This is a genomic window from Streptomyces sp. DSM 42067 (assembly GCF_055792885.1).
The window spans coordinates 3057886-3082069 of record NZ_CM147706.1 but is presented as its reverse complement, the minus strand read 5'-3'; the positions used below and the strand labels follow the sequence as shown (position 1 = coordinate 3082069).

At 69.6% G+C, this 24184-nt stretch carries 23 protein-coding genes and 1 pseudogene; 20 read left to right on the top strand and 4 right to left on the bottom strand.

Going from position 1 to position 24184, the window contains the following annotated elements:
* The first annotated feature begins 201 nt into the window (after window positions 1–201).
* From ACSMXV_RS14350 to ACSMXV_RS14330, 5 genes are read left to right on the top strand one after another with little or no spacing between them, the layout of a single operon-like run.
* Entirely contained in the window at window positions 202–4443 is a 4242-nt protein-coding gene (locus ACSMXV_RS14350; RefSeq protein ID WP_473178015.1) for a phage tail tape measure protein, read from the top strand.
* Window positions 4440–5315 carry a phage distal tail protein gene (locus ACSMXV_RS14345; RefSeq protein ID WP_473178014.1) on the top strand — a complete coding sequence of 292 codons (876 nt, stop codon included), beginning with the start codon at window positions 4440–4442 and terminating at the stop codon, window positions 5313–5315. The genes ACSMXV_RS14350 and ACSMXV_RS14345 overlap by 4 nt, the downstream gene beginning before the upstream one ends.
* Window positions 5316–5326: 11 nt before the next feature.
* Entirely contained in the window at window positions 5327–6256 is a 930-nt protein-coding gene (locus ACSMXV_RS14340) for a hypothetical protein (protein ID WP_473178013.1), read from the top strand.
* A complete protein-coding gene (locus ACSMXV_RS14335; protein WP_473178012.1) occupies window positions 6253–7365 on the top strand; it encodes a hypothetical protein in 1113 nt (370 codons plus the stop codon). The genes ACSMXV_RS14340 and ACSMXV_RS14335 overlap by 4 nt, the downstream gene beginning before the upstream one ends.
* A gap of 9 nt (window positions 7366–7374) precedes the next feature.
* Window positions 7375–7815 (top strand): hypothetical protein, encoded by a 441-nt coding sequence (locus ACSMXV_RS14330; protein WP_473178011.1) that lies wholly within the window; start codon window positions 7375–7377, stop codon window positions 7813–7815.
* Window positions 7816–7830: 15 nt separating this feature from the next.
* Here the strand turns inward: ACSMXV_RS14330 and ACSMXV_RS14325 are convergent, their stop codons facing one another.
* Window positions 7831–8148, bottom strand: a complete 318-nt coding sequence (locus ACSMXV_RS14325; RefSeq protein ID WP_473178010.1) for a hypothetical protein — start codon at window positions 8146–8148, stop codon at window positions 7831–7833.
* A gap of 628 nt (window positions 8149–8776) precedes the next feature.
* Between ACSMXV_RS14325 and ACSMXV_RS14320 the strand changes: the two are divergent.
* From ACSMXV_RS14320 to ACSMXV_RS14290, 7 genes and pseudogenes are all read left to right on the top strand, one after another.
* Window positions 8777–9700, top strand: a pseudogene (locus ACSMXV_RS14320) (peptidoglycan-binding protein); the annotation flags it as partial.
* A 339-nt stretch (window positions 9701–10039) separates the two neighbouring features.
* Complete coding sequence (locus ACSMXV_RS14315; RefSeq protein ID WP_473178009.1) at window positions 10040–10285, top strand: hypothetical protein; 246 nt, start codon at window positions 10040–10042, stop codon at window positions 10283–10285.
* A 40-nt stretch (window positions 10286–10325) separates the two neighbouring features.
* Complete coding sequence (locus ACSMXV_RS14310) at window positions 10326–10544, top strand: DUF7427 family protein (RefSeq protein ID WP_473178008.1); 219 nt, start codon at window positions 10326–10328, stop codon at window positions 10542–10544.
* 139 nt (window positions 10545–10683) lie between these two features.
* Window positions 10684–11379 (top strand): alanyl-tRNA editing protein, encoded by a 696-nt coding sequence (locus tag ACSMXV_RS14305; protein WP_473178007.1) that lies wholly within the window; start codon window positions 10684–10686, stop codon window positions 11377–11379.
* Window positions 11376–11945, top strand: coding sequence for a helix-turn-helix domain-containing protein (locus ACSMXV_RS14300; protein WP_473178006.1), 570 nt, complete (start codon window positions 11376–11378; stop codon window positions 11943–11945). Before ACSMXV_RS14305 ends, ACSMXV_RS14300 begins: the two co-directional genes overlap by 4 nt.
* Window positions 11946–11959: 14 nt before the next feature.
* The gene (locus ACSMXV_RS14295; protein ID WP_473178005.1) at window positions 11960–13012 is read left to right on the top strand and encodes a threonine aldolase family protein; all 1053 of its coding nucleotides are present in this window, start codon (window positions 11960–11962) and stop codon (window positions 13010–13012) included.
* Window positions 13013–13102: 90 nt separating this feature from the next.
* Window positions 13103–13309 carry a hypothetical protein gene (locus tag ACSMXV_RS14290; protein WP_473178004.1) on the top strand — a complete coding sequence of 69 codons (207 nt, stop codon included), beginning with the start codon at window positions 13103–13105 and terminating at the stop codon, window positions 13307–13309.
* 31 nt (window positions 13310–13340) lie between these two features.
* Here the strand turns inward: ACSMXV_RS14290 and ACSMXV_RS14285 are convergent, their stop codons facing one another.
* A complete protein-coding gene (locus tag ACSMXV_RS14285) occupies window positions 13341–14651 on the bottom strand; it encodes an MFS transporter (RefSeq protein WP_473178003.1) in 1311 nt (436 codons plus the stop codon).
* Window positions 14648–15265 carry an ArsR/SmtB family transcription factor gene (locus ACSMXV_RS14280; protein ID WP_473178002.1) on the bottom strand — a complete coding sequence of 206 codons (618 nt, stop codon included), beginning with the start codon at window positions 15263–15265 and terminating at the stop codon, window positions 14648–14650. Before ACSMXV_RS14280 ends, ACSMXV_RS14285 begins: the two co-directional genes overlap by 4 nt.
* Before the next feature lie 304 nt (window positions 15266–15569).
* On the opposite strand from ACSMXV_RS14280, the gene ACSMXV_RS14275 reads away from it, so the two are divergent.
* Window positions 15570–16235, top strand: a complete 666-nt coding sequence (locus tag ACSMXV_RS14275; protein ID WP_473178001.1) for a hypothetical protein — start codon at window positions 15570–15572, stop codon at window positions 16233–16235.
* Window positions 16236–16239: 4 nt separating this feature from the next.
* Here ACSMXV_RS14275 and ACSMXV_RS14270 read toward each other — a convergent pair whose 3' ends face one another.
* Window positions 16240–17376 carry an MFS transporter gene (locus ACSMXV_RS14270; protein WP_473178000.1) on the bottom strand — a complete coding sequence of 379 codons (1137 nt, stop codon included), beginning with the start codon at window positions 17374–17376 and terminating at the stop codon, window positions 16240–16242.
* Window positions 17377–17467: 91 nt separating this feature from the next.
* Between ACSMXV_RS14270 and ACSMXV_RS14265 the strand changes: the two genes are divergently transcribed.
* From ACSMXV_RS14265 to ACSMXV_RS14235, 7 genes are all read left to right on the top strand, one after another.
* Window positions 17468–18934, top strand: a complete 1467-nt coding sequence (locus ACSMXV_RS14265) for an MFS transporter (RefSeq protein ID WP_473177999.1) — start codon at window positions 17468–17470, stop codon at window positions 18932–18934.
* Window positions 18935–18945: 11 nt separating this feature from the next.
* Entirely contained in the window at window positions 18946–19293 is a 348-nt protein-coding gene (locus ACSMXV_RS14260; protein ID WP_473177998.1) for a hypothetical protein, read from the top strand.
* 81 nt (window positions 19294–19374) lie between these two features.
* Window positions 19375–20631 (top strand): recombinase RecT, encoded by a 1257-nt coding sequence (locus ACSMXV_RS14255; RefSeq protein ID WP_473177997.1) that lies wholly within the window; start codon window positions 19375–19377, stop codon window positions 20629–20631.
* A 62-nt stretch (window positions 20632–20693) separates the two neighbouring features.
* Window positions 20694–21761, top strand: coding sequence for a PD-(D/E)XK nuclease family protein (locus tag ACSMXV_RS14250; RefSeq protein WP_473177996.1), 1068 nt, complete (start codon window positions 20694–20696; stop codon window positions 21759–21761).
* A gap of 139 nt (window positions 21762–21900) precedes the next feature.
* Window positions 21901–22902: a hypothetical protein gene (locus ACSMXV_RS14245; protein ID WP_473177995.1), complete on the top strand. Its 1002-nt coding sequence runs from the start codon at window positions 21901–21903 to the stop codon at window positions 22900–22902.
* A gap of 2 nt (window positions 22903–22904) precedes the next feature.
* A complete protein-coding gene (locus ACSMXV_RS14240) occupies window positions 22905–23222 on the top strand; it encodes a hypothetical protein (RefSeq protein WP_473177994.1) in 318 nt (105 codons plus the stop codon).
* Window positions 23219–24163 (top strand): helix-turn-helix domain-containing protein, encoded by a 945-nt coding sequence (locus ACSMXV_RS14235; RefSeq protein WP_473177993.1) that lies wholly within the window; start codon window positions 23219–23221, stop codon window positions 24161–24163. Before ACSMXV_RS14240 ends, ACSMXV_RS14235 begins: the two co-directional genes overlap by 4 nt.
* Window positions 24164–24184: the final 21 nt, after the last annotated feature.

Below are 24184 nucleotides of genomic sequence, written 5' to 3'. Positions count from 1 at the left end.
GTGTCGTACGCGGCTGGAGGAGTGGGACCCGCAGCAGGGCGGCGATCCGCACGCGTACGTCCCGGACACCGTTCGCTGCCCCGGCTGCGAGGTGATCGAGCAGGAACGCGACCAGGTCCCGGACGGCCGCGCCGGGTACGGCGTGAAGATCCAGCTGCTACCTCGTGCTGAGCACGTATGGCTGCACGGCGGTGGCGACGCATGAGCGGGTACGTGATGACGGTCCAGATGCGGGCCGAGGTCAACGGCCTGATCCGTGGCTTGCGCGCGGCCTCCCGCGAGGCGCGCACGCTGGCAGACCGCACCGCGGCCGCCAATCGCGCGCTCGCCCGACTCACCTCCACCAGCACACATACGTCCAGGCAGTTCACCACGCTCGGCACCAGCTCGCGCCGCGCTGCCGCGGGTCTCAGCACCATCGCCACGCGCGCGGGTTCGATGCGTACGCGCCTGCGCGCGGCCGGCCGGGATGGCGTGACCTCGCTGCGGCAGCTGGAGCGGGCCATGGCCACGCTCAGCCGCGGTTCCTCCGGCATGACCGGGGTCGCGGCGGTGACCGGACTGGCCCTCGGTGCCGGGCAGGCGATGGAGGACGGCAACCGCTACCAGCGGCAGATGAACGTATTCCGCGCGGTCACCTCGGCCACCGCCACCCAGATGCAGCGCGCGGCCTGGATGGCGCAGCAGCTCGGCAACGACCTGAGCCTGCCGAGCGCGACGGCCGCCGATGCTGCGGAGGCGATGGTCGAGCTGGCGAAGGCGGGCTTCCGCACCGACCAGTCCATTGACGCGGTCCGCGCCTCCCTCCAGCTGTCGGCCGCAGCAGATGTGAACGCCGCGGACTCCGCGAAGTACCTCGGCGACATCATGGACCAGTTCGGCCTGGGCGCCGACCAGGCCGCCCGTGCCTCCGACATCCTGGCCGCCACCGCGAACAACGCCTCCGGCGGCATCATCGACATCTACTACGCGATGCGGTACGCCGGGCCGGTCGCCGCCGGCCTCGGCGTCTCGATGGAGGATGCGGCCGCCGCGGTCGGCATGCTCGGCAAGGCGGGCATCCTCGGCCAGACCGCCGGCACCTCGCTGCGCGGGATGATGGCCAACCTCGCCGCCCCGACTCCGCAGATGATCAGCGCGCTTCGGCGGCTCGGCATCGAGGCGTGGGATGCCCAGGGCAACTTCCGCGGCCTGCGCACCGTGATCGAGGGCTTGTCGAAGGCCCAGCACACCATGTCGCAGCAGGACTTCACGGGCGCGGTGAAGGAAGCCTTCGGCAAGCCCGCGATGTCCGGCGCAATCGCGATGGCCCACCAGGGCACCGCCTCCTTCGACGCCCTGTCCCTCGCCGTGCGGCAGACCGGCGCTGCGGCCGACATCACCGCAGCCCGCGGCGAGGGCCTGTCCGGTGCGATGGTGCAGCTCAACACCCAGGCACGCCAGACCGGCATCGCCCTGTATGAGGGGATGGCCCCGGGGCTTGAGTACGTCGTACGGCTCCTCACCCGCGGCCTCGCCGGGGCGACCCCGCACCTGACGGCGGCGCTGGAGTACGGCAACGACCTCGCCACGATCTTCGGCCCGGACCTCAAGCGCGAGGCCGCCCAGGGCCTGGGCGGCCTGATCGACGAAGCTAAAGCGCTGCTCGGACCGCTGCGGGAACTCGGCGAGGACGCCCTGGCCACCGGGCTGAACCTGTTGATCAATGTGGCGGAGACCTTCGGCGACGTGCTCGGCAACCTCGTCGGCGGCGTGGAGCCGGTGGCCTCGTCCCTGGCCGGGCTGGGCGAGGACTCCGGCGGGGCCGCGGGAACGCTCGACGTCCTGGCTACCTCCGCGAACCTGGTTCTAGACGCGGTCGCCGGTCTCTCGGTGGTGCTCGTGCCGGTCGGCCACCTCGTCGGCGGGATCGTCGACGCCTTCGCCGCATTGCCGGGGCCGATCCAGTCCGCGGCCCTGGCGCTGCTGCTGTTCACGCGGATGCGCCCCGCGCTGACCGGCCTGGCGACCACGGTCACCGGTCCGGTGCGCGGCGCGTTCCAGGGCTTCGCCCAGCAGATGCAGGTCCAGCGGGCGCTGGCGGCGACGGCCGGAGTATCGCTGACCCGGTACGGGGCGGCCTGGGCCACGCTCCAGGCACGGGTCGGCTTCCTGGGGCAGATGACCGCTGCCTTCCGTACGGCGAACGGCCAGGGGGCCACCTTCATCGGCACCCTCAACGGGGTGGGCCGCGCGGCCGGCTCGGCCGTCGCCTCGGCAGGCCGCGGCCTGGTGAACGCTCTCGGCGGCCCGTGGGGCGCGGCGCTGGCCGCAGCCTCCATCGGACTGGGCATCTACACCTCCGTCCAGCAGCGTGCCGCCCGGGCCGCGGCCGAACACGAGCAGCGCATCGCCAACCTCACCCAGGCCCTGCGCGACTCCAACGGGGTCATCGACCAGAACGTCCGCGCCCAGGCCGCGCAGATCCTGATGGACGCAAAGACCGCTGACGGCAAGCAGCGGCTGGTGGACGTCATGAAGAACGCGGGCGTCTCCCTGTCCCAGCTGACCGACGCCTACCTCGGCCAGGGCACCTCCCTGGGGACCCTCCAGCGGCAGCTGCAGTCGGTCGCCGCCGCCCATGGCGACGTGTGGCAGACCAACGAGTACGGCGACACCTGGCAGGGCTACGACGTGGTCGGCCGCCAGGCGAAGGACGCCGCTGACGAACTTGGCCGGGTCAAGGGCGAGATGGGCGAGTCGGTCAAGCGCGCCAAGGAACTCGCCGAGGCGCAGCGCGGCACGGGTGCCGGCACCTCGGCGTACGACCGGCTGAAGACCGCGGCCGGCGACCTTGCCGACGAGACCGCCGACGCCGACCAGCGCACCCGCGCCCTCAAGGACGCCCTCGACCTGCTCTCCGGCGGACAGGTCTCCCTGCAGGCTGCGAAGGCGCGGGTCAACGCGGCCGTCCTCGACATCAACGACTCGGCCCAGAACGTCAACCGCGACGACGGCTACGGCGGCGGGCAGCTGGTCAACAAGGACAAGACGCTCAACACCACCACCCGCAACGGCCAGCAGCTCTACACCCAGATGACGTCGCTGTCGGATGCCGCGGCCGAGGCATCGACGGCGATCTACTCGTTGGCGCAGCAGAACGGTGAGGAACTCCCCGTCGCCCTGGCGAGGGCGCAGGCCGAGATGGCCCGGGCCCGGGAGGAAGCGATCAAGGCCGCGCGCGGATACGGGCTGACGAGGAGCGAGGCGGAGAAGGTCGCCGACAGCCTCGGTCTGCTGCCCTCGAAGGTGTCCCTGCTCCTTCAGACCGAGGGGATGGACTCGACCCTCGCCAACCTCCTCGCGGTGCAGGCGGAGTTCGACCGTTTCCCGGAGAAGAAGACCATCAAGGTGGACTCGGTCAGCGAGGGCGCCCAGAAGAAGCTGAGGGAACTCGGCTTCACGGTGGAGACCGTCGCCGGAACGCGGCAGATCAAGATCACCGCCCCTACCGACACGGCGCGCAAGAGCCTGGCGGAGCTCATCGCCGACCTGGGGAAGACTCCGAGTTCGAAGAAGGTGACCGTTTCGGCGGCGACCGCGGCTGCGATCAGCAGCCTCCAGGCGGTCCAGAAGCAGATCCGGGCGACGCCGGGCGCGAAGACGATCACGGTCAAGGCGCCGACGGCGGCGGCCCGCAAGGAGCTCGCGGCCCTCGGCTTCCGGATCAAGGACGTTCCCGGCAGCAAGAACGTCAAGATCACCGTCCCCACCAAGCAGGCGAAGACCGCGGCGGACCAGATCCAGCAGCGCATCAACGCGCTGAAAGGCAAGACCCTCCCCATCTCCGTGCAAATCCAGCAGGCGCAGCAGGACATCGCGGACGCCAGCAAGAACCTCGTTCCCTTCCAGTTCGGGCAGGCGAAGGGCGGGGTGATCGACTACTACGCCCAGGGTGGGCTGCGACGCCCCACCGAGCAGCACGTCGCGCAGATCGCCCCGGCCGGCTCATGGCGGGTCTGGGGTGAACCGGAAACGGGCGGCGAGGCGTATGTACCGCTCGCGCCCGGCAAGCGGCAGCGCAGCAAACAGATCGTGCAAGAGGTCGTACGACGCTTCGACGGGAAGGTGCAGTGGTTCGCCGACGGCGGCACCACCGGCCGTACGGTCACCGATCCCACGGCCCCGATCACCGCGGCCGCCCGCGGCGCCACCATGGCCCGAAGTCTGGCCGACATCGTCCGCCGCTTCGAGATCCGCCCCGCCGCCGACACCTTCTCGGCCACCGCCCGGGTGGATGCCCGCGCAGGCCGCGGCGTGCAGGTCGTCGTCGTACGCGAACAGCAGCCGCTGATCGGCACCATGCCCGTCACCGTCCACGACAGCAGCGCCACCCCCGAACAGATCGGCACCGAGATGATGCGCCGCCTGCGCAACGCCCAACGCGGCGGGAGGATCCGATGACCCCCACAACCACCCCCAACACCACCGCATCCAACGACGACCGCGCACTCGCCGACTGGCAGGTCGAGATCGGCAGCCTCGCCCTCCTCGGCCCCGGCACACCGATTCCCATCGGCGAGCTGGAAGGACTCGGTGCCCCGGACGTGCGTCCACAGGATGTGGATAACCCCATCGGGGACGGCACGCTGCCCGGCATCGACTTCTACGGCCCGCGCACGGTACGCATCGAGGCCGGCATCAAGACCCCCGGCGATCCCGCCGCCGCGGCCCACGTCCTCACCCGACTCCAGGCCGCGGCTCGGGCGGAGGGCGTGCGCACCAGCACCGGGAGGCTGAGTGTGCTGCGGGCCCGCTGGCCCGGCCACCAGACCCGCCGCCTGTACGGGCGGATCCGACGCATGGAGGCCACCAGCACCGCCAGCGCCGTGCACGGCTGGATCCCCCTCGACATCGAGTTTGTGGCGATGGACCCACTCTTCCACGCCGACACCGCTACCTGCCTCAGCCTCGGCCTGGACCAGGCCGCGCGCCCTGGCCGGATCGTCAGCGACGGTGACGCGGCCGCCTGGCCGAGCCTGCGGATCAACGGCCCGGTCGTGGACCCGAAGGTCTGGAACACGGCCACCGGCCAGGCCCTGGAACTGGATGTGACGCTCCGTTCCGGCGAGTACATCGACATCGAAACCCGGCCCGGTACCCGCTGGGTCAGGCGCAACGGCCGCACGAACGCCGCCAACGCGCTCAGCCCGGCCTCCCGACTCGACCGCTTCGTCATCCCGCCCGGCCGTTCCGAGGTCGCCTGGAGCGGCACCGATCCCACGGGAACCAGCCGCCTCGACATGTCGTGGCGCTCGGCCTACACCACCCTGTGAAGGAGAGGGAGTTGACGCTTCAGCAGCCCCCGCTGATGGTCCACGGCGCCCGGCATCCGGCCCGCGCCGCACGCCTGCTCATCCGCGACCTGGTACGCGGCGGCCAGGGCATCGCTGAGCCAGGCGACTTGAAGGTCTCCCCGCTGCAACGCCCGGCCTGTGGGGTGCGCGTGGCGGACGGCTCGGCCATCATCCACGGCTCCCGCCCCTGGCAGGGCTCCTACGGCCAGAGCAACATCGGCGACGCCCTGGTCGACATCGAGCCGACCGGCCCGTTCGCCCGCACCGACCTGCTGGTGCTGCGCATCGAGGACCCCGAGTACGAAGGCGATCGCGACCCCGCTTGCGGGGATATCGGCTACTTCCACGTCATCCAGGGCGTCGACGCCGAGACCACGAGCGCGCCGGAAGGGATGTCCGCGATCCCGCTCGCCCGGATCACCCTGCCCCGCGACACCGGCACCGTCACCGCCGAAATGATCACGGACCTGCGGCAGCTCGCCAACCCCCGCGACCAGCACCGCGCTTACACCGCCCATCCGACCACCACGCAGCAGCTCCCCGGGGAACGAGGCACCTGGCAGTCCTGGCCGGCCGAGGCGGCCTGGGACGTGGAGATCCCGTCCTGGGCGACGCAGGCCGTGGTCACGATGACTGTCTCGGGACTACGGATCGAGGGCGGCAGCATCTGGGCCGAACTGCGCCCCGTTCTCGGCGGTACGACGGGGACGGCGACGGTGGTCGACGACAACCAGAGCCCAATCCACCGCGTGAGTAGCACTCTCGCCCACACCTACTCCCTGACGGCAGCCCTGCGCGGCACCACTCAGAGACTGGCGGTGCAGACGAACCAGAACGCGAAGTACGGCAAGGGCAATCCGTACGTCGCCAAGGGCACGGCGATCGTGGCGACCATCGACTTCACCGAGAGCCCGGAGTGAGCCCGGTGCCCGACTACCGCTACATCGCCGCCCACGCCCTGACCGGCGACATCCTGTCCTGGAACCTGCCTCTGACCGGCGTCGAATTCGGCCCGGAGCTCTCCGGCCCCGGCAGCCTGACCGCCACCCTCGAGCCCGGCCTTGAGCGCCCCGTGTCCGAGATCCTCGACCCGGGCAACACCGTCCTGTACGCCGAGCGGAACGGGAAACTGCTGTGGGGCGGACTGGTCTGGCGCGCCGAACCCCAGGGCGCTGCGTACCCGATCGAATCGGCCGGCTTCGGCTCGTACCCGCACCGCCGCAACGACCTGCACGGCAACCTCGACGGCCGCGGCCCCTACATCGACGCCGACCCCTGCCAGGTCATCCGGGACGTATGGGCGTACCTGCAGGACCAGCCGGACGGCGACCTCCAGGTCGTCGTCGACGACACCAAGTCCGAGGCGACCGTCGGCACCTCCAAGACGCCCTACGCCCTGGCCAAAACGGAGGCGCGCAACCTCGGCGAGGTGATCGACGAAATGGCCGACATCGACGACGGTCTGGAGTGGACCGAAGCCGTCACCTGGAGCGGAAACCGCGCCGAGCACCGCATCCTCCTCGGCGCACCCCGCCTCGGCCGCCGTCGCGAGGACATCAGCTTCACCTCGGGCATCAACATCGCCTCCACCCCGCAGGCGGTGCAGGACGCCGACGCGTACGCGCAGACCGTCATCGCGCTGGGCGCGGGCGAGGGCAGCAAACGTGTGAACACCGTCGACACGGCCCGTGACGGCCGCCTGCGCCTGGAACACGTCTTGGAGACCAACGAGAAGACGGCCTCCGCGCTCCAGGCACGGGCCCGCAAGGAACGTCTGGCCCGCCAAGCGCTGACCGACCTCACCGAACTCGACGTCCTTGACCACCCATCCGCCCCGCTCGGCTCGTTCGCGGTCGGCGACGACGTCCTTGTACGTCTCCACGAGCAGCACATCGAGTACGAGGGCTGGCACCGCATCACCGGCTGGACCCTGCACGCGTCGCAGAGCGAGGAGCCCGAGCGGATCACGCTCGCCTTGGAGCGCACCACCAAGCCCGAGGACTCAGACGACATCGACGAGGAGGCGTAGAAGTCCGTCATGCCGGACACCATCAGCAAACTCGCCAAGGAACTCGTCCGCCTGGGCCGCCGCGTCACCGCCCTGGAACGCGCCCGCCGCATCCAGCCACCCACCTGGCGCGACCTCCCGCTCACCGGCAACACCGCGGTCGCCGACGATGAACCCGCACCACAGATGCGGATCACTGAACAGAACACCCTGCACCTCAGCGGCCAGATCAGCATCCCCGACCAGAAGGCCAGCGACGAGGCGGTCCTCGCCCTCCTGCCGGAGGACTACCGCCCCGCCGCTCTGCACCGCCTCCCGATCGCCTCCGACGCGGCCCGTAAGACCCTCCACCTGGAGATTCACCCCGACGGGCAGATGTTGCTCCGCCTCTCCTCCGGGAGTACCACCAAGGCCAGTTGGATCAGCCTGGACGGGGCCAACTGCCGCCTCGACGACCCGGAGACGGCCTAGCTTGGGCCATGCCTGTCAGGTGTGGTCCACATACCAGTCGCCGCACTTTGAGTCGTCGGAGTCGGCCGGCCGGATACACGCCCGTACGGCATAGCTCCACGGGTTATCGGCCTGAAGGTTCACGCCGTCGGTCACGCTGTAGTTCGCGATGTCGTCCAGCAAGCTCGCCGTGAAGGGGCCGCACTGCTTCCAGGCCCCGTTGGCTTCCACGACATCCGTATCTGGATGACCTGGCTTGTCGCCCATCAAGAAGACGTTGATGCTCCGGTCGATCCAGAACTTGTCCCCTCGCTTCACGTTCCAGACACGGGCGACGGCATAGTTGTCGCCCACCTTCTCCGTCAGGAGGGTTACGGTTCGGCCCTCGTGCTCGAAGCGCCCAGAGTTGCCGTATACCCCGACAAGGTGGGCGGCGGACGAGTCGCACTGATCCTTACCTGACGGAATGTCCGGCGAGGCGTGGGCCGGCGCAGAAGTGAGGGCGAGCGCGAAGGCCGCCCCCGTCGCACACAGAATTCGTGCACCTCTCATGTTTCCCCTCCCGTTTCTGTGCCGCATCTCCCCCGGGTGGCACAGTCCCCCGTGGCCGCACCTGGCGGCTCGTGCCACACGGTACGCAAGCCCATCTCCTGTCGGGAACATGACTTCCGGGACAGTCCGTTTGCGTGCTTGGCGTGGTGCGTCCAGCACCACCCATTCACGCAAAATCGATGTATCCAGGCGGGTTCGCCCGGCCGTCACGGAATCTCCCGGACTCGCTGGCTCCGATCGTGGAGCCCTTCGCCCATCAGCCTTACGCCGGGCGGCCGGAAGTCGTTCCCCGAAGCCGATAGACTCGGCCCGGCAGTGGACGACCCTCCGCCCACTTGAAGAGCCAGCGCCAGACCTCCCTGAGGGACCGGCCCGGACAGCCCGGGTACGGCCAACTGCCGTGAAGGCACCGGGTGAAGGTGAACTGAGGATGGCCACCCCTCTGTCCGCGGACAAGTTCCTGTCCGTGCTCAAGAACGCCCGCCTCGGCGTGGTCGAGCACGGCAAGTGGCGCACCCACAACCGCAACCAGCACGGCAACTGGGGCCCGGTGAACGGGGTGATGATCCACCACACCGGTGCCTACTCGTCCGAGGACGACATGGTCGAGCTGTGCCGCACCGGCTACAACGACCTCCCCGGCCCCCTCTGCCACGGCGTCATCGACCGATCCGGCACGATCCATCTGGTCGGCTACGGCCGTACCAACCACGCTGGCATGGGCGACACCGACGTCCTGCTCGCCGTCATCGCCGAGAAGGAAGACCTTCCGGCCGACAACGAGGCCGACACCGACGGCAACCGGCACTTCTACGGCTTCGAGGCCATCAACACCGGCACCGGCCAAGCCTGGCCGGCTGCCCAGCTGGACGCCATGGCGCGCGCCGCCGCCGCGGTCTGCGAGGCGCACGGCTGGAACGAGCACAGCGTCATCGGCCACAAGGAGTGGCAGCCCGGCAAACCAGACCCCCACGGCATCGACATGGACAAGTTCCGCGCCCGCGTCGCCAAGCACCTCACCAGTAGCGCGAAGTCGTCCACGTCCTCGGCGAAGAGGACGTCCAGCACGAAGCCGAAGGAGTCGGACAAGAATGGCGACGAGCAGCCCAAGACGATGTACGCCACCTTCCCCGGCGCCGACTACTTCCGTACCGGCCGCGAGTCCCCGCTGATCGCCGCGATGGGCAAGCGCCTGGTCGCCGAGGGCTGCAACACCTACCCCACCAAGCCCGGTACGGCATGGAACGCTGCGCACCGCCGCTCGTACGCCGCCTGGCAGCTCAAGTGCGGCTACAGCGGCCCGGACGCGGACGGCATCCCGGGCCAGACCAGCTGGGACAAGCTCCGGGTTCCCCAGCAGACAACCACCGCAGAAGACGAGGAGGAAAAGGCGGAGAAAAGGGTGACGCTGCCCCAGTCCCTGGCCGACACCGCCGAACGCACCGTGATGACGTACGCCGAATCCTTCCTCGGCCTGCTGATCGCCACCAAGACCACCGGCCTCGTCGACCTCTCCACGCTGGGCGCGGCGGCAGTGTCCACCATGCCGGCCACCCTCGCCGCGTTGAAGAGCACCGCCGGAACCCTGATCGGGCGCCTCGGCACCGCCTCGTGGCTCCCGTTCAAGCGAGATCCCGCAGCATGACACCCCTGCCCGCCCCCACTCACCGTCCGACACGACAGGAGTACCGGTATGCCAGAGGGAGAGGTCGCCTTGGCGCTCGCCGAGCTGCGCCGCCTCCTGGAGGTGGGACTGACCAGCATCGACGGACAGCTCGCCCTTCTCGTGCAGCGCTCGGACCAGACCGACAAGGATCTCGCCGACCTCGAGGCCCGGGTCACCTCGCTGGAGAAGACACGCTGGCCGCTGCCCACCCTCTCCGTCCTGGCAGCCATCACGTCGGCCGTCATCGTGCTGGTACAGAGCCTTGGAACGTAACGATGCCCCTGAATCTCTACGGCGGGACAGGAAGCGAGCGGTGGTGACAGTGGCCAACATCATCTGGGCTGCACTGCTGGCTGCCGGCCTCATCTACGAGGTGTATGCGCTGACCAACGGTGCCCCGGGCGACACGATCTCCGAACGCATCCGTGCCTGGTTCGCCGTCCACACCGAGCCCGGCCGGGCCATCTTCCTGATCACCTGGATCAGCTTTGCCGCCTGGTTCGCCGCCCACATCAGCGTCAAGAAGCCATAGGAGGCACCGGATCCCTCGCCGAACCGCCTGACCGCAGCGGTCACGCCCACGCTCGATGCAGGCACCGCGCTTGATTGCATGGTGCACACGCCCAGCGTTCGTTATAGTGAACACATCGTTTAGTGTTATGGAGAGCGTGATGCAGGTCAGGACCTATGTCGATGACACCTATGCAGAGCAGGCCGATACACGGGTGATCGCCGTGGGGCACCAGGAGGGGCGGCCCTGGGCGGCCGTGGAGCACTGCCTGTTCCACCCCCAGGGCGGCGGCCAGCCCGCCGACCGGGGATGGCTGGAGGAGATCGAGGTCGTCCCCGTCCGGGACGAGCAGTCGGGGCTGATCGTGGCCGTGCCCGCCTCCGAGGAAGGCGGGTGGCCGGATTTCACCGACGGGCAGCCGGTGCGGGCACGCATCGACCTGGAGACGCGGATGACGCACGCGGCCCTGCACACCGCCGGGCACCTGGTCGAGGCAGCGGGCCGCGCCCAGGGATGGGAGCTGGCCGGGAACAACCACTTCCCCGGCCAGGCGCGCATCGAGTTCACCGCCCCGCAGCCGGATCCTCGGCTGGCCGAGCCCGAGGGCCGGGAGGAGGTGCTCGCCGAACTGCGGAAGACGGTCGAGGCGGCCATCGCCGAGGACCTGCCGGTGACCGCGCAGGTCGACGAGCAGGGGATGCGCGTGGTCTCCCTGGGTGCCCTGCACTCCGCACCCTGCGGCGGAACCCACGTGCGCAGCCTCGGCGACCTCCACGATCTGGTCCTGCCCGCGCTGAAGGTCAAGCGGGGCCGAATCCGCGTGTCGTACTCCGCCGCGCACGGGCCACTCCGATGACCCCGCCGCCCGGGCAGTCGACGAGCAGCACCGCCGCCGCGGTGGGGGCGCAGATCCGCCGGCGTCGTGAACAGCGAGGGATGAGCGGCTCGGAGCTGGCGCGGCGCGCGGGCCTGAGCAAGGCGACGCTGTCGCAACTGGAGGCAGGCAAGGGCAACCCGACGATCGAGACGCTGGACGCGCTCGCGATCGCGCTCAGGATCCCGCTGACCGACCTGCTGACCCGCGACACCGACCCCGGCCCGGTGTTCGTCGCCGGCACCGAACTCGCCGAGGACGAGGTCGGCCGGGAACTGCTCCGGCGGATCAGCAGCGGCCACAGCCTGGAGATCTGGCGGCTGCGGATGCCTCCCCGCACCGAGCTGGCGGGCGTGCCGCACGCGACCGGCACCGTGGAGCACCTGCTGGTCGCCTCGGGCCGGCTGACCGCCGGACCCACCGACACCCCGCGCCTGCTGGGGGCGGGCGATCTGCTCGCCTTCGCCGGAGACGCCCCCCACATCTACCGCACCGACACCGAACCGGCGGACGTCACCGTCGTCATCGCCTCGCCCATCGTCAGCTGAAAGACGCCCACACCATGAGCACCACCACTCCCTACGCCCACGCCTTCACCAGCGACAACGTCGCCGGAGCGTCTCCCGAGATCATCGACGCCGTGGCCCGGGCCGCATCCGGACCGGCCGCACCCTACGGCGCGGACAGCATCACCGCCGACGTCCGGCGCCGCCTGTGCGAGATATTCGACTACGACGTCGACGTGCTGCTCGTCTCCACCGGTTCCGCGGCCAACGCCCTGAGCCTGGCCGCCCTGACCCCGCCCTGGGGCAGCGTGCTGTGCCACCGCGACAGCCACATCAACAACGACGAATGCGGCGCACCCGAGTTCTACACCGCGGGCGCCAAGCTCGTCCCGCTCCCCGGCGACGACGCCAAGATCGACCCCGACGCACTACGGGCGGATGCCCGGCACAAGCGGGGGGACGTGCACAGCGTGGAGCCGTCCGTGGTGAGTATCACCCAGGCCACCGAGACCGGCGCCGTCTACACCCTCGACGAACTCCACTCCCTCGGCCCCATCGCCAAGGAGGCGGGCCTGCGCCTCCACATGGACGGCGCCCGCTTCGCCGGAGCCGTCGCCGCGCTCGGCTGCACCCCCGCCGAGATGACCTGGCAGGCCGGCGTCGACCTGCTGTCCTTCGGGGCCACCAAGAACGGCACCATGACCGCCGACGCCGTCGTCGTCTTCGACCGCTCCCTCACCCCCGAACTCTCCTTCCGCGCCAAGCGCGCCGGCCAGCTCGCCTCCAAGATGCGCTTCCACGCCGCCCAGCTCGACGCCTACCTTGCCGACGATCTGTGGCTGTGCAACGCGACCCACGCCAACGCCATGGCCGCCCGCCTCCAACAGGGACTGAAGGCCCTGCCGGACATCCACCTCCCCGGCACGGCCGAGGCCAACATCGTCTTCTGCCGCCTTCCCCAGCACGTCATCGACGGACTCCTGTCCGAGGGCTACGCCTTCTACCACGACCGCTGGGAGCCGGGAGTCGTCCGCTTCGTCACCTCCTTCGCGACCACACCGGAGGACGTCGATGGTCTGGTGAACGCCGTCCGCCGACTTACCGCCTGACAGGCCCCGTTCAGTCATGGACTGCTGTGGCCGGAGGAGATCCGTGACCCCGGCGACCTCTCCAGCCCAGCCCCAGTCATTGACAGGGAGTTGCAGCTCGCCGAGCTCCTCATGGACCAGCAGGCCGGCGTCGACATCGATCAGCTGCATGACGAGTACGCGGCAGCGCTCGAGCAGCTGGTGACGGCCAAGGTCACTGGCGGGAAGCTGGTGGAGCCCCCCGAGCCGCAGCCCGCTGTGGACCTCATGGCCGCGCTGGAGGCAAGCATCCAGAATGCTCGGGACCAGAGGCAATGAATCACATGCGCTCGGATGGAGTAGGACCAGGTCACGACGGAGGAGTGGTGTTGCCTGGCAGCTTGCCGGTCCTCTCGTTCTGCCCCGGTTGACCTTGGTCTCCTGCTGACCTCGGCGCTCGGAGTTCGGCGCGGCGCAACACCGGGACGGAGATGCCGAGCACAGCGGCGAGCAAGCAGATCCCGCCGCATCCGGTGAAGAACACGGCCGCTCCCCATACGGCCACCGTGATGCCGACGGCGGGGAAAAGCACTGGGGCGAGGCCCAGTACGCACAGGGTCGTGACTGAGGTAACCCGGCCGAGATACCGGGGATCGGCCTCCGTCTGGATCAGCGCACTGGTCACCGTCGTGGTGATCCCGCTGGTCAGGCCGATCAGCGCGCCGACCATGGCGGCGGCGGGCAAGGAGGGCGCATGCCCCAAGGCAACCGCCCCCGCGGCCGTGACGAACAACGCGCCGGACATTGCCAGTCCGGCGCGCGGTATGCGGGCGCACACCGTGATCAGCAGCGCGGCGGCCGCGGCTCCGACGCTGAATGCGCTTGCGATCCAGCCCATGCCCGAGGCGCCCCAGCCGCGTTCGTCTGCCAAGAGCACCAGGCCGGCGGCGACCGGACCGCTGAAGCACATCTCGCTCAACCCGATCACGGTGACCAGTGGCGCGAGCATCCGGTGTTGGCGGACGTAGCGCAAGCCATCACGTAACTCACGCCAGGCCGAGGTCGGTTGACGTATTGGTGGCGGAGATGTCATCCGTACGGTGAGCAGGAGGGCCAGCGAGGCGGCGAAGAGGACGCCGGCGGATGCGAACGTACCGGCCGCGCCGCCGACTGCCAGTACGGCTCCCGCGAGAAGGGGGCCTATGGCATTGCTCAGCCGGATCGAAAGGCCGCGCATCCCCTGGACCCGGGAGAGTTGCTCCGGTGCCGTGATGCGTGGTGGAAGCGCGCCCACCGCCGGCATGAATACTGCGTCGAGCACGCCGAAGATCAACGCCACTGGGATCAGCAGCCACAGGTTCGGTGAGACCAGCATGATGGCCGCGGCCGCGGCGAGGATCACGATGCAGCGGGTCGCGTCGCTGGCGACAGCCACCCGGCGCGGCCCGAACCGGTCGGCCACTACGCCTCCGCCGAGCATGAGCACCGCGCGGGGAAGTGCCCCGACCGCGATCACAAGGCCGACCTGCGACGGCCCGGCAGTGCGAGTGGCGGACCAGGAGAGGGCGAGGAAGTACACCACGTCGCCAGTGACGGAAGCGGTATAAGCGGCGAGCCAGCGCAGGACATTGACGTCCCGGTACGCAGGCCGTGCGGACGCGGCTATGTCGTGCGCGGTCATGCGTCACCCACGCCCAGCTCGACGGTGCCGGGCACCGGAAACGCCTGTACTTGCAGCGACACCGGTGCGGATCCCTGCGGCGCTTCGGCCTCACTGCGCCGATAACGGGAGATCACCTCGAAGATCTCGGCCCGCATCCGGTCGACGTCCTCCGGAGTCAGCCACAGAAGGAAGTCGCTGTAGGTACTGGCCTCGTACCACTCCTCGGGAAGCAACGGCACCTCTTGCGCAGCCCTTCGCAGGCGATCGATGCAGGCCAGGGCGACCGCGTGCGCGTACGCGCGTCCGGCTTCGCCCTGCTGCACGGGGGCGGACGCTGGGTCGTGGATGGATTGGCGGTGCGCGGACTTCCACCATCGCTCGCGACCGGTACCGCGATCCGGTTCCTCCACGATGAGCCCGCCTGCTGCAAGGCGACGCAGGTGGTAGCTCGCGGCGCCCGGGTTGATGCCGAGTTCGTCGGCGATTTGACTTGCGGTGGACGGGCCGCGTTGGCGCAGCAGGGTGAGCACGTTCAAGCGCAAGGGGTGGGCGAGCACGCGCAGCCTGGCGGTGTCGAGTTGGATGTCCTGTTCCGTGGCGGGCTTGGCCGGTGTCGCAGACGAAGCGGTCATGGAGCCGAAGCTAGACCTACAACAGTTGTTTCAAAAGAGATGTTGCGAAGAATCCCTGCCTGTGAATGCCGCCCTGTTCCGCCTTCGGTGCTCGCGGAGCGGACCGGGAGATGCAAGACGCCCCGGGCCAGAGTGCGAGTCAGAATCCCGGGGCGCCTTGTTCCACGAAGGAAAGAGAGGGAGCGAGCCTACGGCGCAGTACACGACGACGCCAACCCGCAGCACTCCTACGTCCCGACGAGGCACCACAGAAGCGGTATCAACTACACTTGACGCGCTGATTGGCACGCAAGAATGGTTCTCAGTGGAAGAGGCGGCGATGGCGGCGGGCAAGTTCCCCTACCTGCTCGGACACGGGGAGATCTCCTTCCTGTACGGGGTGGAGCGTCAGACCTCCCAGCTGTGGCGCACCCGCGAAGTCCTTCCGCAGCCGGACGCCGTGATCTCCGGCAACCCGTACTGGTTCCTGCCGACCGTGCTGGGCATGGCCGAGGACGGCATACGAGAAGTCGAACCGGAGCGCCTGAAGCAGTTCAAGGCCGAGCGGCGTGGCTGGTACGTCGTCGACGACCCGGCCGACCTGCCGCCGGTCATCGGGCTCAAAGAGATCCCGTGGCTGTTCGGCAAGAAGTACATGGACATCTATCAGTGGCGTACCCGCAACAGCCTGGCTGAAGAGGATGCGGTCGTCTCCGGCTCCCCGCTGTGGCTGCTGGACACGATCCTGGCTGACGCCGAGGCCCGCGGCCGCACTGTCCTGCCCGACGCTGTCGAGCGGATCCGCGCTGGCGAGCGGGAAGGACTCAAGCCCCGCGGCCGCAAGAAGTCCACCACCCCCAAGCCGCCGCCTCCAGAGCTGCCTCCCACCCGCAGCTACAAGCCGGGTGACGCCAGCCTCGATGAGGTCACCGCCTTCGTCCAGGAGATCTGGGCGGCCGGGCTGACGGTATCGGTCCGCGCGAAGCGGTAGAACCTCATGCGCGGGTCTTCGCGCGGAGGATGGCCGCGCCGGTTGCCAGGGTCAGGGCGACACCGCTGACGCACGCCAAGGCGGTGCGCAGGTTCGTCACGGATGCCGTCATGCCGATCGCTGCGGGACCGATCAGAAAGCCTGCGTAGCCCAGGGTGGTCACGACGGAGACGGCGGAGGCGCGGGAGGCTCCCGTTGGGGTTTGGTCGATGAGGGAGAGGATCGTGGGCGCGCATACGGAGGTGCCCAGCCCGGTAGCCACGATGCCTGTCAGGGCCAGGGCGGTGTTCGGGGCGAGGGCCGCGGGCAGGGTGCCTGTGGCAGCCACGAGCGCGCCCGAGATGAGGAGTCCGTACCGCGAGGCATCTTTGAACGCCCGATGGCTCAGTGCGCGCCCGATAGCGGCGGAGGCCGCGAAGAAGGCGGGACCCAGTGAGGCGATCTGGGGACTGCAGGCGAAGGATGAGCGCAGGTGCACGGCGGCCCAGCTCTGCCAGGCGTTCTCCACCAGGTAGGCCATTGCGCAGAGCACTCCCAGCACGATCAGCGGCCGGGTCCAGACAGGCCCTCGTGCACGAGGGCCCGAAGAAACGTCGATCCCTGTGGCGGGGGCTGGCCCTTTACCGGCCACGAAGGCGATTACGACTCCCAGACAGCAGACGACCGCCAACCCAGCACTCGGGCCGGCTCCTTGGGCGAGGGCGACGCCGGAGAGCAAGGCGGAGGCGACGACTGCGGTCGAGAAGCACGCGTGCGCGGCATGCAGGATCCGTCCTGTCCGTGCCTCCTCCTGCACCGCCAGCGTATTGATGGCGACATCCATGGCTCCGGAGGCGGCACCGGTCAGAGGCAGCAGGGCAATGAGCCATTCCCCTGACGTGGCCAGTGCGGGCAGGAACCCGGCCACGGCCATGGAGAGCAGGCTGCATAAGACGGCCCTGGCTCCGAAGCGGTCGATGGCGGCACCGGCCAGGCGCATAGAGCACAGTGCGCCCAGACCGATCATCAGCACCGCCACACCGAGTACCCCATCACTGGCACGCGCCTGATGCTGGATCTCCGGGACCAAGGCGCCCCATGCACCCCAGAACGCGCCGAAGGACCCGAAGGCTGACAAAACTCGGACACGTCCACTGATCACGCGGCGATCCTTCCCCAGCGACGAACTGGCCCGCTGAACAGGCATGGAAACGGGGAGCCTTCGGGCGGCTCCGTCCCCTAGGTTTCACCCCATGGCCTCATCCGTCGGTCCTGAAGGCCGAGTTGCCGAGGCGCGGCCGCGTCTGGTGACCCGCCCGCTGCTTTTGCGCTTTGTGACGGTCGTCGGCTCCTCGGCGAGCTTCTTTCTGCTGTTGTCGGTCGTCCCGGCGTACGCGCAGAGCGCGCCGGGCGGGGGCAGCGAAGGGGCGGGCCTGGTCACCGGTGCGCTGATGCTGGCCACGGTGGCCGGCGAGCTGATAGCCCCATGGCTGGCTGCACGCTGTGGCTATCGCGTGATGCTGGGGGCGGGGTTGTTGTTGCTGGGTGCTCCGGCACTGGCCCTGACCGTGTCGCAGAGTATGGCGTGGATCGTGGCGGTGTGCCTTGTCCGGGGGCTCGGCTTTGCGTTCACCTTGGTGGCGGGTGGGGCGCTGACGGCGTCGCTGATCCCGCCCGAACGCCGCGGGGAGGGGCTGGCCCTGATCGGTGTCATGGCCGGTGTGCCGTCGCTGGTGGGCCTGCCGCTCGGGGCCTGGCTGGCATTGCACACGGGGTACGGGTCCGTCTGCTGGGTGGCGGCACTGATCGCCCTGGTCTCCATCGCCGCCGTCCCGGGCCTGCCCGGCCGGGAAGCGGCGTCGGGGCCGCCCCTGGGGATCTTCGCTGGGGCCCGTTCCGGCACGCTCGGCCGCCCCGCGGCCGTGTTCGCGGTGACGGCGGTGGGCGCGGGGATCGTCGTCACCTTTCTGCCACTGGCCGTGGCGCCGGGCTATTCCGGCGTGGTCGCCGCGGCACTCTTCGTGCAACCGGCCGCCGCGACCGCATCCCGCTGGTTCGCCGGTCGGCGCGCCGACCGGCGCGGAGCCGCCGGGCTGGTCGTGCCGGGGCTGGTCGCCTCAGCCGCCGGCATCCTCGTCGTTGCCCTCACTGGCGTCCCCGTCGCGGTCGTCGTGGGTGCGGCCGTGTTCGGGGTCGGCTTCGGCATCACCCAGAGCGCAACCATCACGCTGATGTACTCCCGGGTCCCGGCCTCCGGGTACGGGACGGTGAGCGCCCTGTGGAATGTCGCCTACGACGCGGGTATGGGCATCGGCGCGGTCGGCTTCGGCGCGGTGGTCGGCTTGACCGGCTACCCCTGGGCATTCGTCCTGACCGCGCTCCTGATGCTGACAGCCCTCGTCCCGGCCTGGTGGGACCAAACGGCAGCGTGCAAACAACGTGCGACGACCAGGGAGGATCGGGCGGTGACGGAGGAGGGGCACGGTGAGCGATTGCCTGCACCCTCATCCACTACCGCAGACTCGCCGAATGAGATGACTTGTAAGAGAGCTGGCCAGAGTGGGCCAGGCTGTCGTGCGACGAGCGGATCGCGTGACCTCGCCCTGGTCGAGTACGCGATCACCCTCTACAGTGTGACCCCATCATCCGTGGAGACAGTTACTCCATCGTGGGGGAGTGGATTGTGTACCGCCAGGAGGAACTTCCTTTCAGGGAGATAGTCGACAACGAGGTGACCGCATCTCAACGCCCGCGGTCGTCGCTGGATGAGCGGTTCGCCGCCTTCCACGCCACACACCCGTGGGTATTCGAGGCCCTGGAGGAGCTCACCGCCCAGTGGGTCGAGCGCGGCGGCGGTCGCCTCAGCGTCAAGGCGCTCTTCGAGCAACTCCGCTGGTCGTCACCGGACCTCGAGGGCGACACTCCGTTCCGACTGAACAACGTCTTCACTTCTCGGTACGCGCGCCTCCTGTGCCACGAACACCCCGAGTGGGCGGGCGCGTTCGAGCTGCGCCGCCTACGCAGCGCCCGCGTCGACCTCGACGATGAACGCTTGACGGAAAAAGTTCCAGTGGAATAGAGTTTTATCAATGTCATTTGCTCTCTGCATCCGTGGAGACAGATGTCAGACCGACTGGGGAATTCGTTGACAGGAGGGGATGTGGCCGACGTTCCGGTTACCTGGCTCGCGATCCGCGAGGACCAGAAGGCGTTCGAGGACCAGCAACTGCGCGCTCTGCGTGCGGCGTTCCCGGACCTGGGGGAAGCCGCCCCGGCGCAGCTGGGGATCTTCTTTCATTACTGCAAGGCGTCCGGGCTTGATCCGTTCGGCCGCCAGATCTACATGATCAAGCGCAAGTCCCGCGGGGAGATCCGCTGGACGATCCAGACGGGTATTGACGGCTATCGGCTCATCGCCCGCCGGGCTGCCGACCGCGCCGGGCAGAGCATCGACTACGACGACTTCGTCTGGTACGACGCCGACGGCGGTGAGCACACGGTGTGGCTGCGCGAGGAGCCTCCGGCCGCCTGCAAGGTCGTCGTGTGGCGGGGCAACGGCCGTTTCCCCGCGATCGCGCACTGGCGCGAGTACGCGCCGAAGGTGTGGGACTACGAGGCCCAGGAGTACAAGCTCGGCGGGCTGTGGCCGCAGATGCCCGCCAGCCAGCTCAGCAAGGTCGCCGAAGCCCTGGCCCTGCGCCGCGCCTGCCCCGCGGATCTGTCGGGTCTGCATGTGGACGAGGAGATGCACGCGGCCGACGCCGCCGAGTCCCGCGAGAACGTCGAGACTGCGGCCGCACGTATGCGTGGCGGCACCACGAGCGGCAAGAGCGGCACGACGGAGGCCGCGGAGGAGAAGGCTCGCGCCGCGCAACGGCCTGCACCCCAGGAGTCGGACGCGGGGCAGCAGGAGGTTGTGGACGCCGAGGTCGTCGAGACGCCGGCCCCGCCGGACACCCCCGCTCCGCAGGCCGTAGCGCATCAGCAGCCCTCATCCGGGACCGGCGAGGTGGAGGACTCATCGCCGTCGCTGTCCCCGCTGGAGTTGGCCCGCCAGGAGGTCGTACGCGTCGCCGACTACCTGGGAATCCTGTACGGCGAGGTCAACGACGTCTGCTTCGGGCTCAACGATGTCTCCTACCAGGACGCCGATGCCCAGCAGCTGGCCGACCTCGCTGAGCTGTTGGGCAGCTCCGACGAGCACCTCGGCACCCCACGCATGGCGACCCGCATCGCCGAGTTCCGCAGGCGGCGGGAAGAGGGGCAGGCCGAAGAGCCGGAGGCGGCGCCGCGCAAGCGGGCCCCAACGAAGAAGGCCACAGTGAAGAAGACCGCGCCCCGCAAGGCGACACCAGCGAAGTCCACGGCCCGCCGCAAGACCGCCCCCGCCAAGACCGCAACTCGTAGCGCGAAGTAGCCACCCGGCGCCCCACCGCGGCGCGGTGAGGCTCCCCGATCAGCAGAGTGCGAGAACCTGCCATGCCCACCGACATCAGTACGATTGAAGTCCCTGACCTGTGGAAGGCGGCCCACCGCGACGACCGCGCCCGGCCCCGCTCCCGCCAACAGCTGCTCGGTCCCTCCTCCATCGGCCTGTGCAGACGCCGCGCCGCCTACGAGGTGCACGGCGCCTGGCCCACCGACCTGGCCGACACCATGCACGCGGCGATCCTCGGCACCTGGCTGCACGAGGGCATCCTGCGCGTCCTGGCTCAGCAATACGGCGCGTTCACCGAACTGGAGCTCACCAACGGCACCCTGCTCGGCCACGCCGACGCCTACTGGGCACCCGCCGACCTCCTCCCGGACAGCGCCCGGCAGGTCGGCGAGGTGGGGGTAGTGGAGGACGTGAAGACCAAATCCACCCGCGCGCTTGACGTCGTCGTACGCCAGGGCCCCAGCCAGCACGAGTGGTTCCAAGTCCACCTGTACGCCCATCTGTTGCGCACCGGCGGGCTCGCCGAACACCCGCATCTGCCTGCCGGTGAGGCGTTGCCCGTCGATGTCGTACGCCTGCGCTATGTGGGCCGCGAGTACGGACAGATCGTCGTCCACCAGCGCCCGTACGACGAGGACATCACCGCCCAGGCCCTGGCCTGGACCGAGGACGTCCTGGACAGCCCCACCCCCGAGGCGATGCCCCGCGACCTCGACGGACCCGGCCTGTCGATCATCTGCGACAACTGCCCCTTCAAGACCACCTGCTGGAACCTCGACACCCTCCAGCCGGATAGGGCACCGCAGACGATCCTCGCCGCGAACAGCGACGACATCACCGCAGTCCTCGGCGCGTACGCGGAGGCTGCGGAGATCGAGAGCACCGCGAAGAAGCGCAAGGCCAAGGCCCGAAAGATCCTGGACGCCGCGGACCCCGGCACCTACGGCGACTTCACCCTTTCCTGGTCCGGCGGCAACCCGCGCCCGCCCGTCCCGGACCCCGAGGCGATGATCCGCATCCTCGAGGGCCTGAACCTGGAGATCCCACTGAAGTCCGGTGGCCGCTCCTCGCGCACCATCAGCGTCTCCCGCGCCCCCGACACGCCCTGACCCCGCATCCGTCGGTCACCGGGGCCTATATACGGCGGGCCCCGGTGGCCGGCCTGCACTGAGCCCCGCGCACTCCCGCTGGAAGGGTCCGTGGTGCTCAGTGCCCTCTCTCGCCCACACCATCCGTGGAGGAAATTCAATGATCACAGACAGTCTCGCCAGTTCGACCTGCCAGAAGTCGGATGCCGAGGCCCAACTGGCCCAGGCGCACACCCGCATCGCCGCCGCTCTGGAACGTCTGACCCGCCCCGCCGACGAGGAAGCGGGGGAGGACCCGGTCCGGCTCACTCTGGACCTGCTGCTGATCCTCGACCCGCTGCCCAAGTCCCTCGCTCACGACCTCGACGCACCGTCCACCGGACCCACGGCGGACACCCTCCGCCAGCGCCTTGCCGAGCACCTCGCTGACCGCTGGCCGCGTCTGGCGTACGGGGACTTCGCCGACGAGCTGGCCCGGGACTCCATGGACGTCGTCATCCCCGTCGTCGACCAGCTGCAGCGCACCGTGACCCACTGGCGCCGCCACGCCGTCAACGCACTGAGCGAACGGGAGCAGGCCCGCGGCCTGGCGGTCACCCTGGAGCAGCTCATCGCCGCCGCACAGGACAAGCTGCGTGCCGGGCGCCCCGGGGAGGCCCTGGCCCTGCTGGAGAGTGCCGGGCAACCGCTGGGCGCCTGCGGAGTCCTGTCCTTCGCCGACGGCACCCCCTGCGCACGCCCGGCCGGTCATGACGGCGTCCACAGTGACAACCCGGCGTACCTCGATCCGCCGCACGCCTGCCCCGAGATGCCGCAGAAGCTGTTCGTCGTGGTCGCCGAACACGGCACCGGCGATGACCCGCACACCGAGCTCGACCTCGACGGCGCCTACACCGACCACGACGCCGCCATGGCCCGCGCCCGGGACCTGGGCACACAGCTTTCCGCCAGCAGCGGACTGGAGAGGGGGAAGGCCACGCCGCACCCCATCTCGCTGAAGTTCGCGCCGCACGGCGACTTTACCGGCGTCGTCACCGCGGTCGCGCTGGAACTCGACCCGCACCTCGCCGACGCAAGGTCTGACGCGGAGCGCGAGGCGGCAGGTGTCGACTACGACCCGGACTACGGCCGTGACCTCGACGGCTTCGACGGCGGGGAGTGAGCGTGCCCGGCACCTACACCCGCCCCCATGGCCCGGACAGGGCGTACACGCTCGGGGGGTCCGATGCGACCCGCCAGCCCCGCCGCTACGCGCACGCCAGCACCACCGTCACCCACCAGGCGGGTGTCGATTTCCTGGCCGTCGAGCGGGTCGTCAACGGCGATCTGCCGCTGCCCGCGCTCAACGAGGCCGAACAACAGGCCGCCGCCCGCTTGATGACCGGCCAGGGCTACGGAGCCGCAGTTATCGCCGACCGCATCGGCGCCGAAGGGCGCACTGTCACCCGCTGGCGTGCGCAATGGAAGAAGGAGCAGCGTTGAGTATCGAGGCCATGGCCTGGGGGTTCCGCCAGAACATCCCCAACTCGGGAGCAAAGCTCGTCCTGCTGGCGCTGTGTGACTTCGCCGACGAATCCTGGTCCTGCTTCCCCGGGCAGCAGACCCTCGCGGACAAGACCAGCCAGGGCGAGCGCACCGTACGCCGGCACCTGGAATGGCTGGAGCAACAGGGCTACGTCGCCTCCAGGGCACGGTTCGCCCACGGGCGCCGTACCAGCAACCGCTACACCCTTCACGCACCGCGCCCGAGCGTGCCCCCGCCCCCACCGCCCGCCGTGGAGCCTCCGGAGCCGGACACCGCGGACGGCGCAGACGGCGCGGACGGGGCGGACGGGGCGGAGGACGACGACTCGGAGCCGGAGGCGGACACAGATAGGGATGAACCCACCTCCGCAGAAAGTGATCCGGCCCAGGAAGAGCCCTCCGCCGGCGGCGCACCCAAACAGGGTGATGAGGAGTCGAAACAGGCGGCCAATATGACCGGCGGTCAATCTGGCCAGCGGTCAGATCGTGCAGAGGAACCGGCCAATTTGGCCGGGGAACCGTCAGAGAACCACCAGCACAAACACCCCCTGCCCCAGGCCGGACGCGACAGTGACGGCTCGGACCAGCCTGGCGGCTGCGCCGCCCACCCGCTGCGTCGCCACGGCAACTGTCGCGACTGCGGCACGAACCCGAGAGCCCGATGGCGCGCCGCCGCAGAGGCCGCCCGCCGCCAGGCGTCCGACCGTGAGCGCCAGGACACCCGGCTGTGGCTGCAGGCGATGCGCCAGCGCCGCGGCTGGGTCGAGCGGCAGGAGCGCGACGGCACGCTCGCCGAGGCCCGCCGCGCGGTCCGCGAGGCCCTGCACCGCCCTGGGCGGAACGCCGGACCCACACCGCCCGATGATAAAGAGATCTTGACGGGAAATGATCAAGATTGATAAAGTAATATCAGTTCAATT

Excerpts from the sequence above, each read along its gene's own strand:
- ACSMXV_RS14350 (WP_473178015.1), top strand. The coding sequence starts at position 202 with ATGAGCGGGTACGTGATGACGGTCCAGATGCGGGCCGAGGTCAACGGC.
- ACSMXV_RS14345 (WP_473178014.1), top strand. The coding sequence starts at position 4,440 with ATGACCCCCACAACCACCCCCAACACCACCGCATCCAACGACGACCGC.
- ACSMXV_RS14330 (WP_473178011.1), top strand. The coding sequence starts at position 7,375 with ATGCCGGACACCATCAGCAAACTCGCCAAGGAACTCGTCCGCCTGGGC.
- ACSMXV_RS14315 (WP_473178009.1), top strand. The coding sequence starts at position 10,040 with ATGCCAGAGGGAGAGGTCGCCTTGGCGCTCGCCGAGCTGCGCCGCCTC.
- ACSMXV_RS14305 (WP_473178007.1), top strand. The coding sequence starts at position 10,684 with ATGCAGGTCAGGACCTATGTCGATGACACCTATGCAGAGCAGGCCGAT.
- ACSMXV_RS14300 (WP_473178006.1), top strand. The coding sequence starts at position 11,376 with ATGACCCCGCCGCCCGGGCAGTCGACGAGCAGCACCGCCGCCGCGGTG.
- ACSMXV_RS14295 (WP_473178005.1), top strand. The coding sequence starts at position 11,960 with ATGAGCACCACCACTCCCTACGCCCACGCCTTCACCAGCGACAACGTC.
- ACSMXV_RS14285 (WP_473178003.1), bottom strand. The coding sequence starts at position 14,651 with ATGACCGCGCACGACATAGCCGCGTCCGCACGGCCTGCGTACCGGGAC.
- ACSMXV_RS14280 (WP_473178002.1), bottom strand. The coding sequence starts at position 15,265 with ATGACCGCTTCGTCTGCGACACCGGCCAAGCCCGCCACGGAACAGGAC.
- ACSMXV_RS14265 (WP_473177999.1), top strand. The coding sequence starts at position 17,468 with ATGGCCTCATCCGTCGGTCCTGAAGGCCGAGTTGCCGAGGCGCGGCCG.
- ACSMXV_RS14250 (WP_473177996.1), top strand. The coding sequence starts at position 20,694 with ATGCCCACCGACATCAGTACGATTGAAGTCCCTGACCTGTGGAAGGCG.
- ACSMXV_RS14245 (WP_473177995.1), top strand. The coding sequence starts at position 21,901 with ATGATCACAGACAGTCTCGCCAGTTCGACCTGCCAGAAGTCGGATGCC.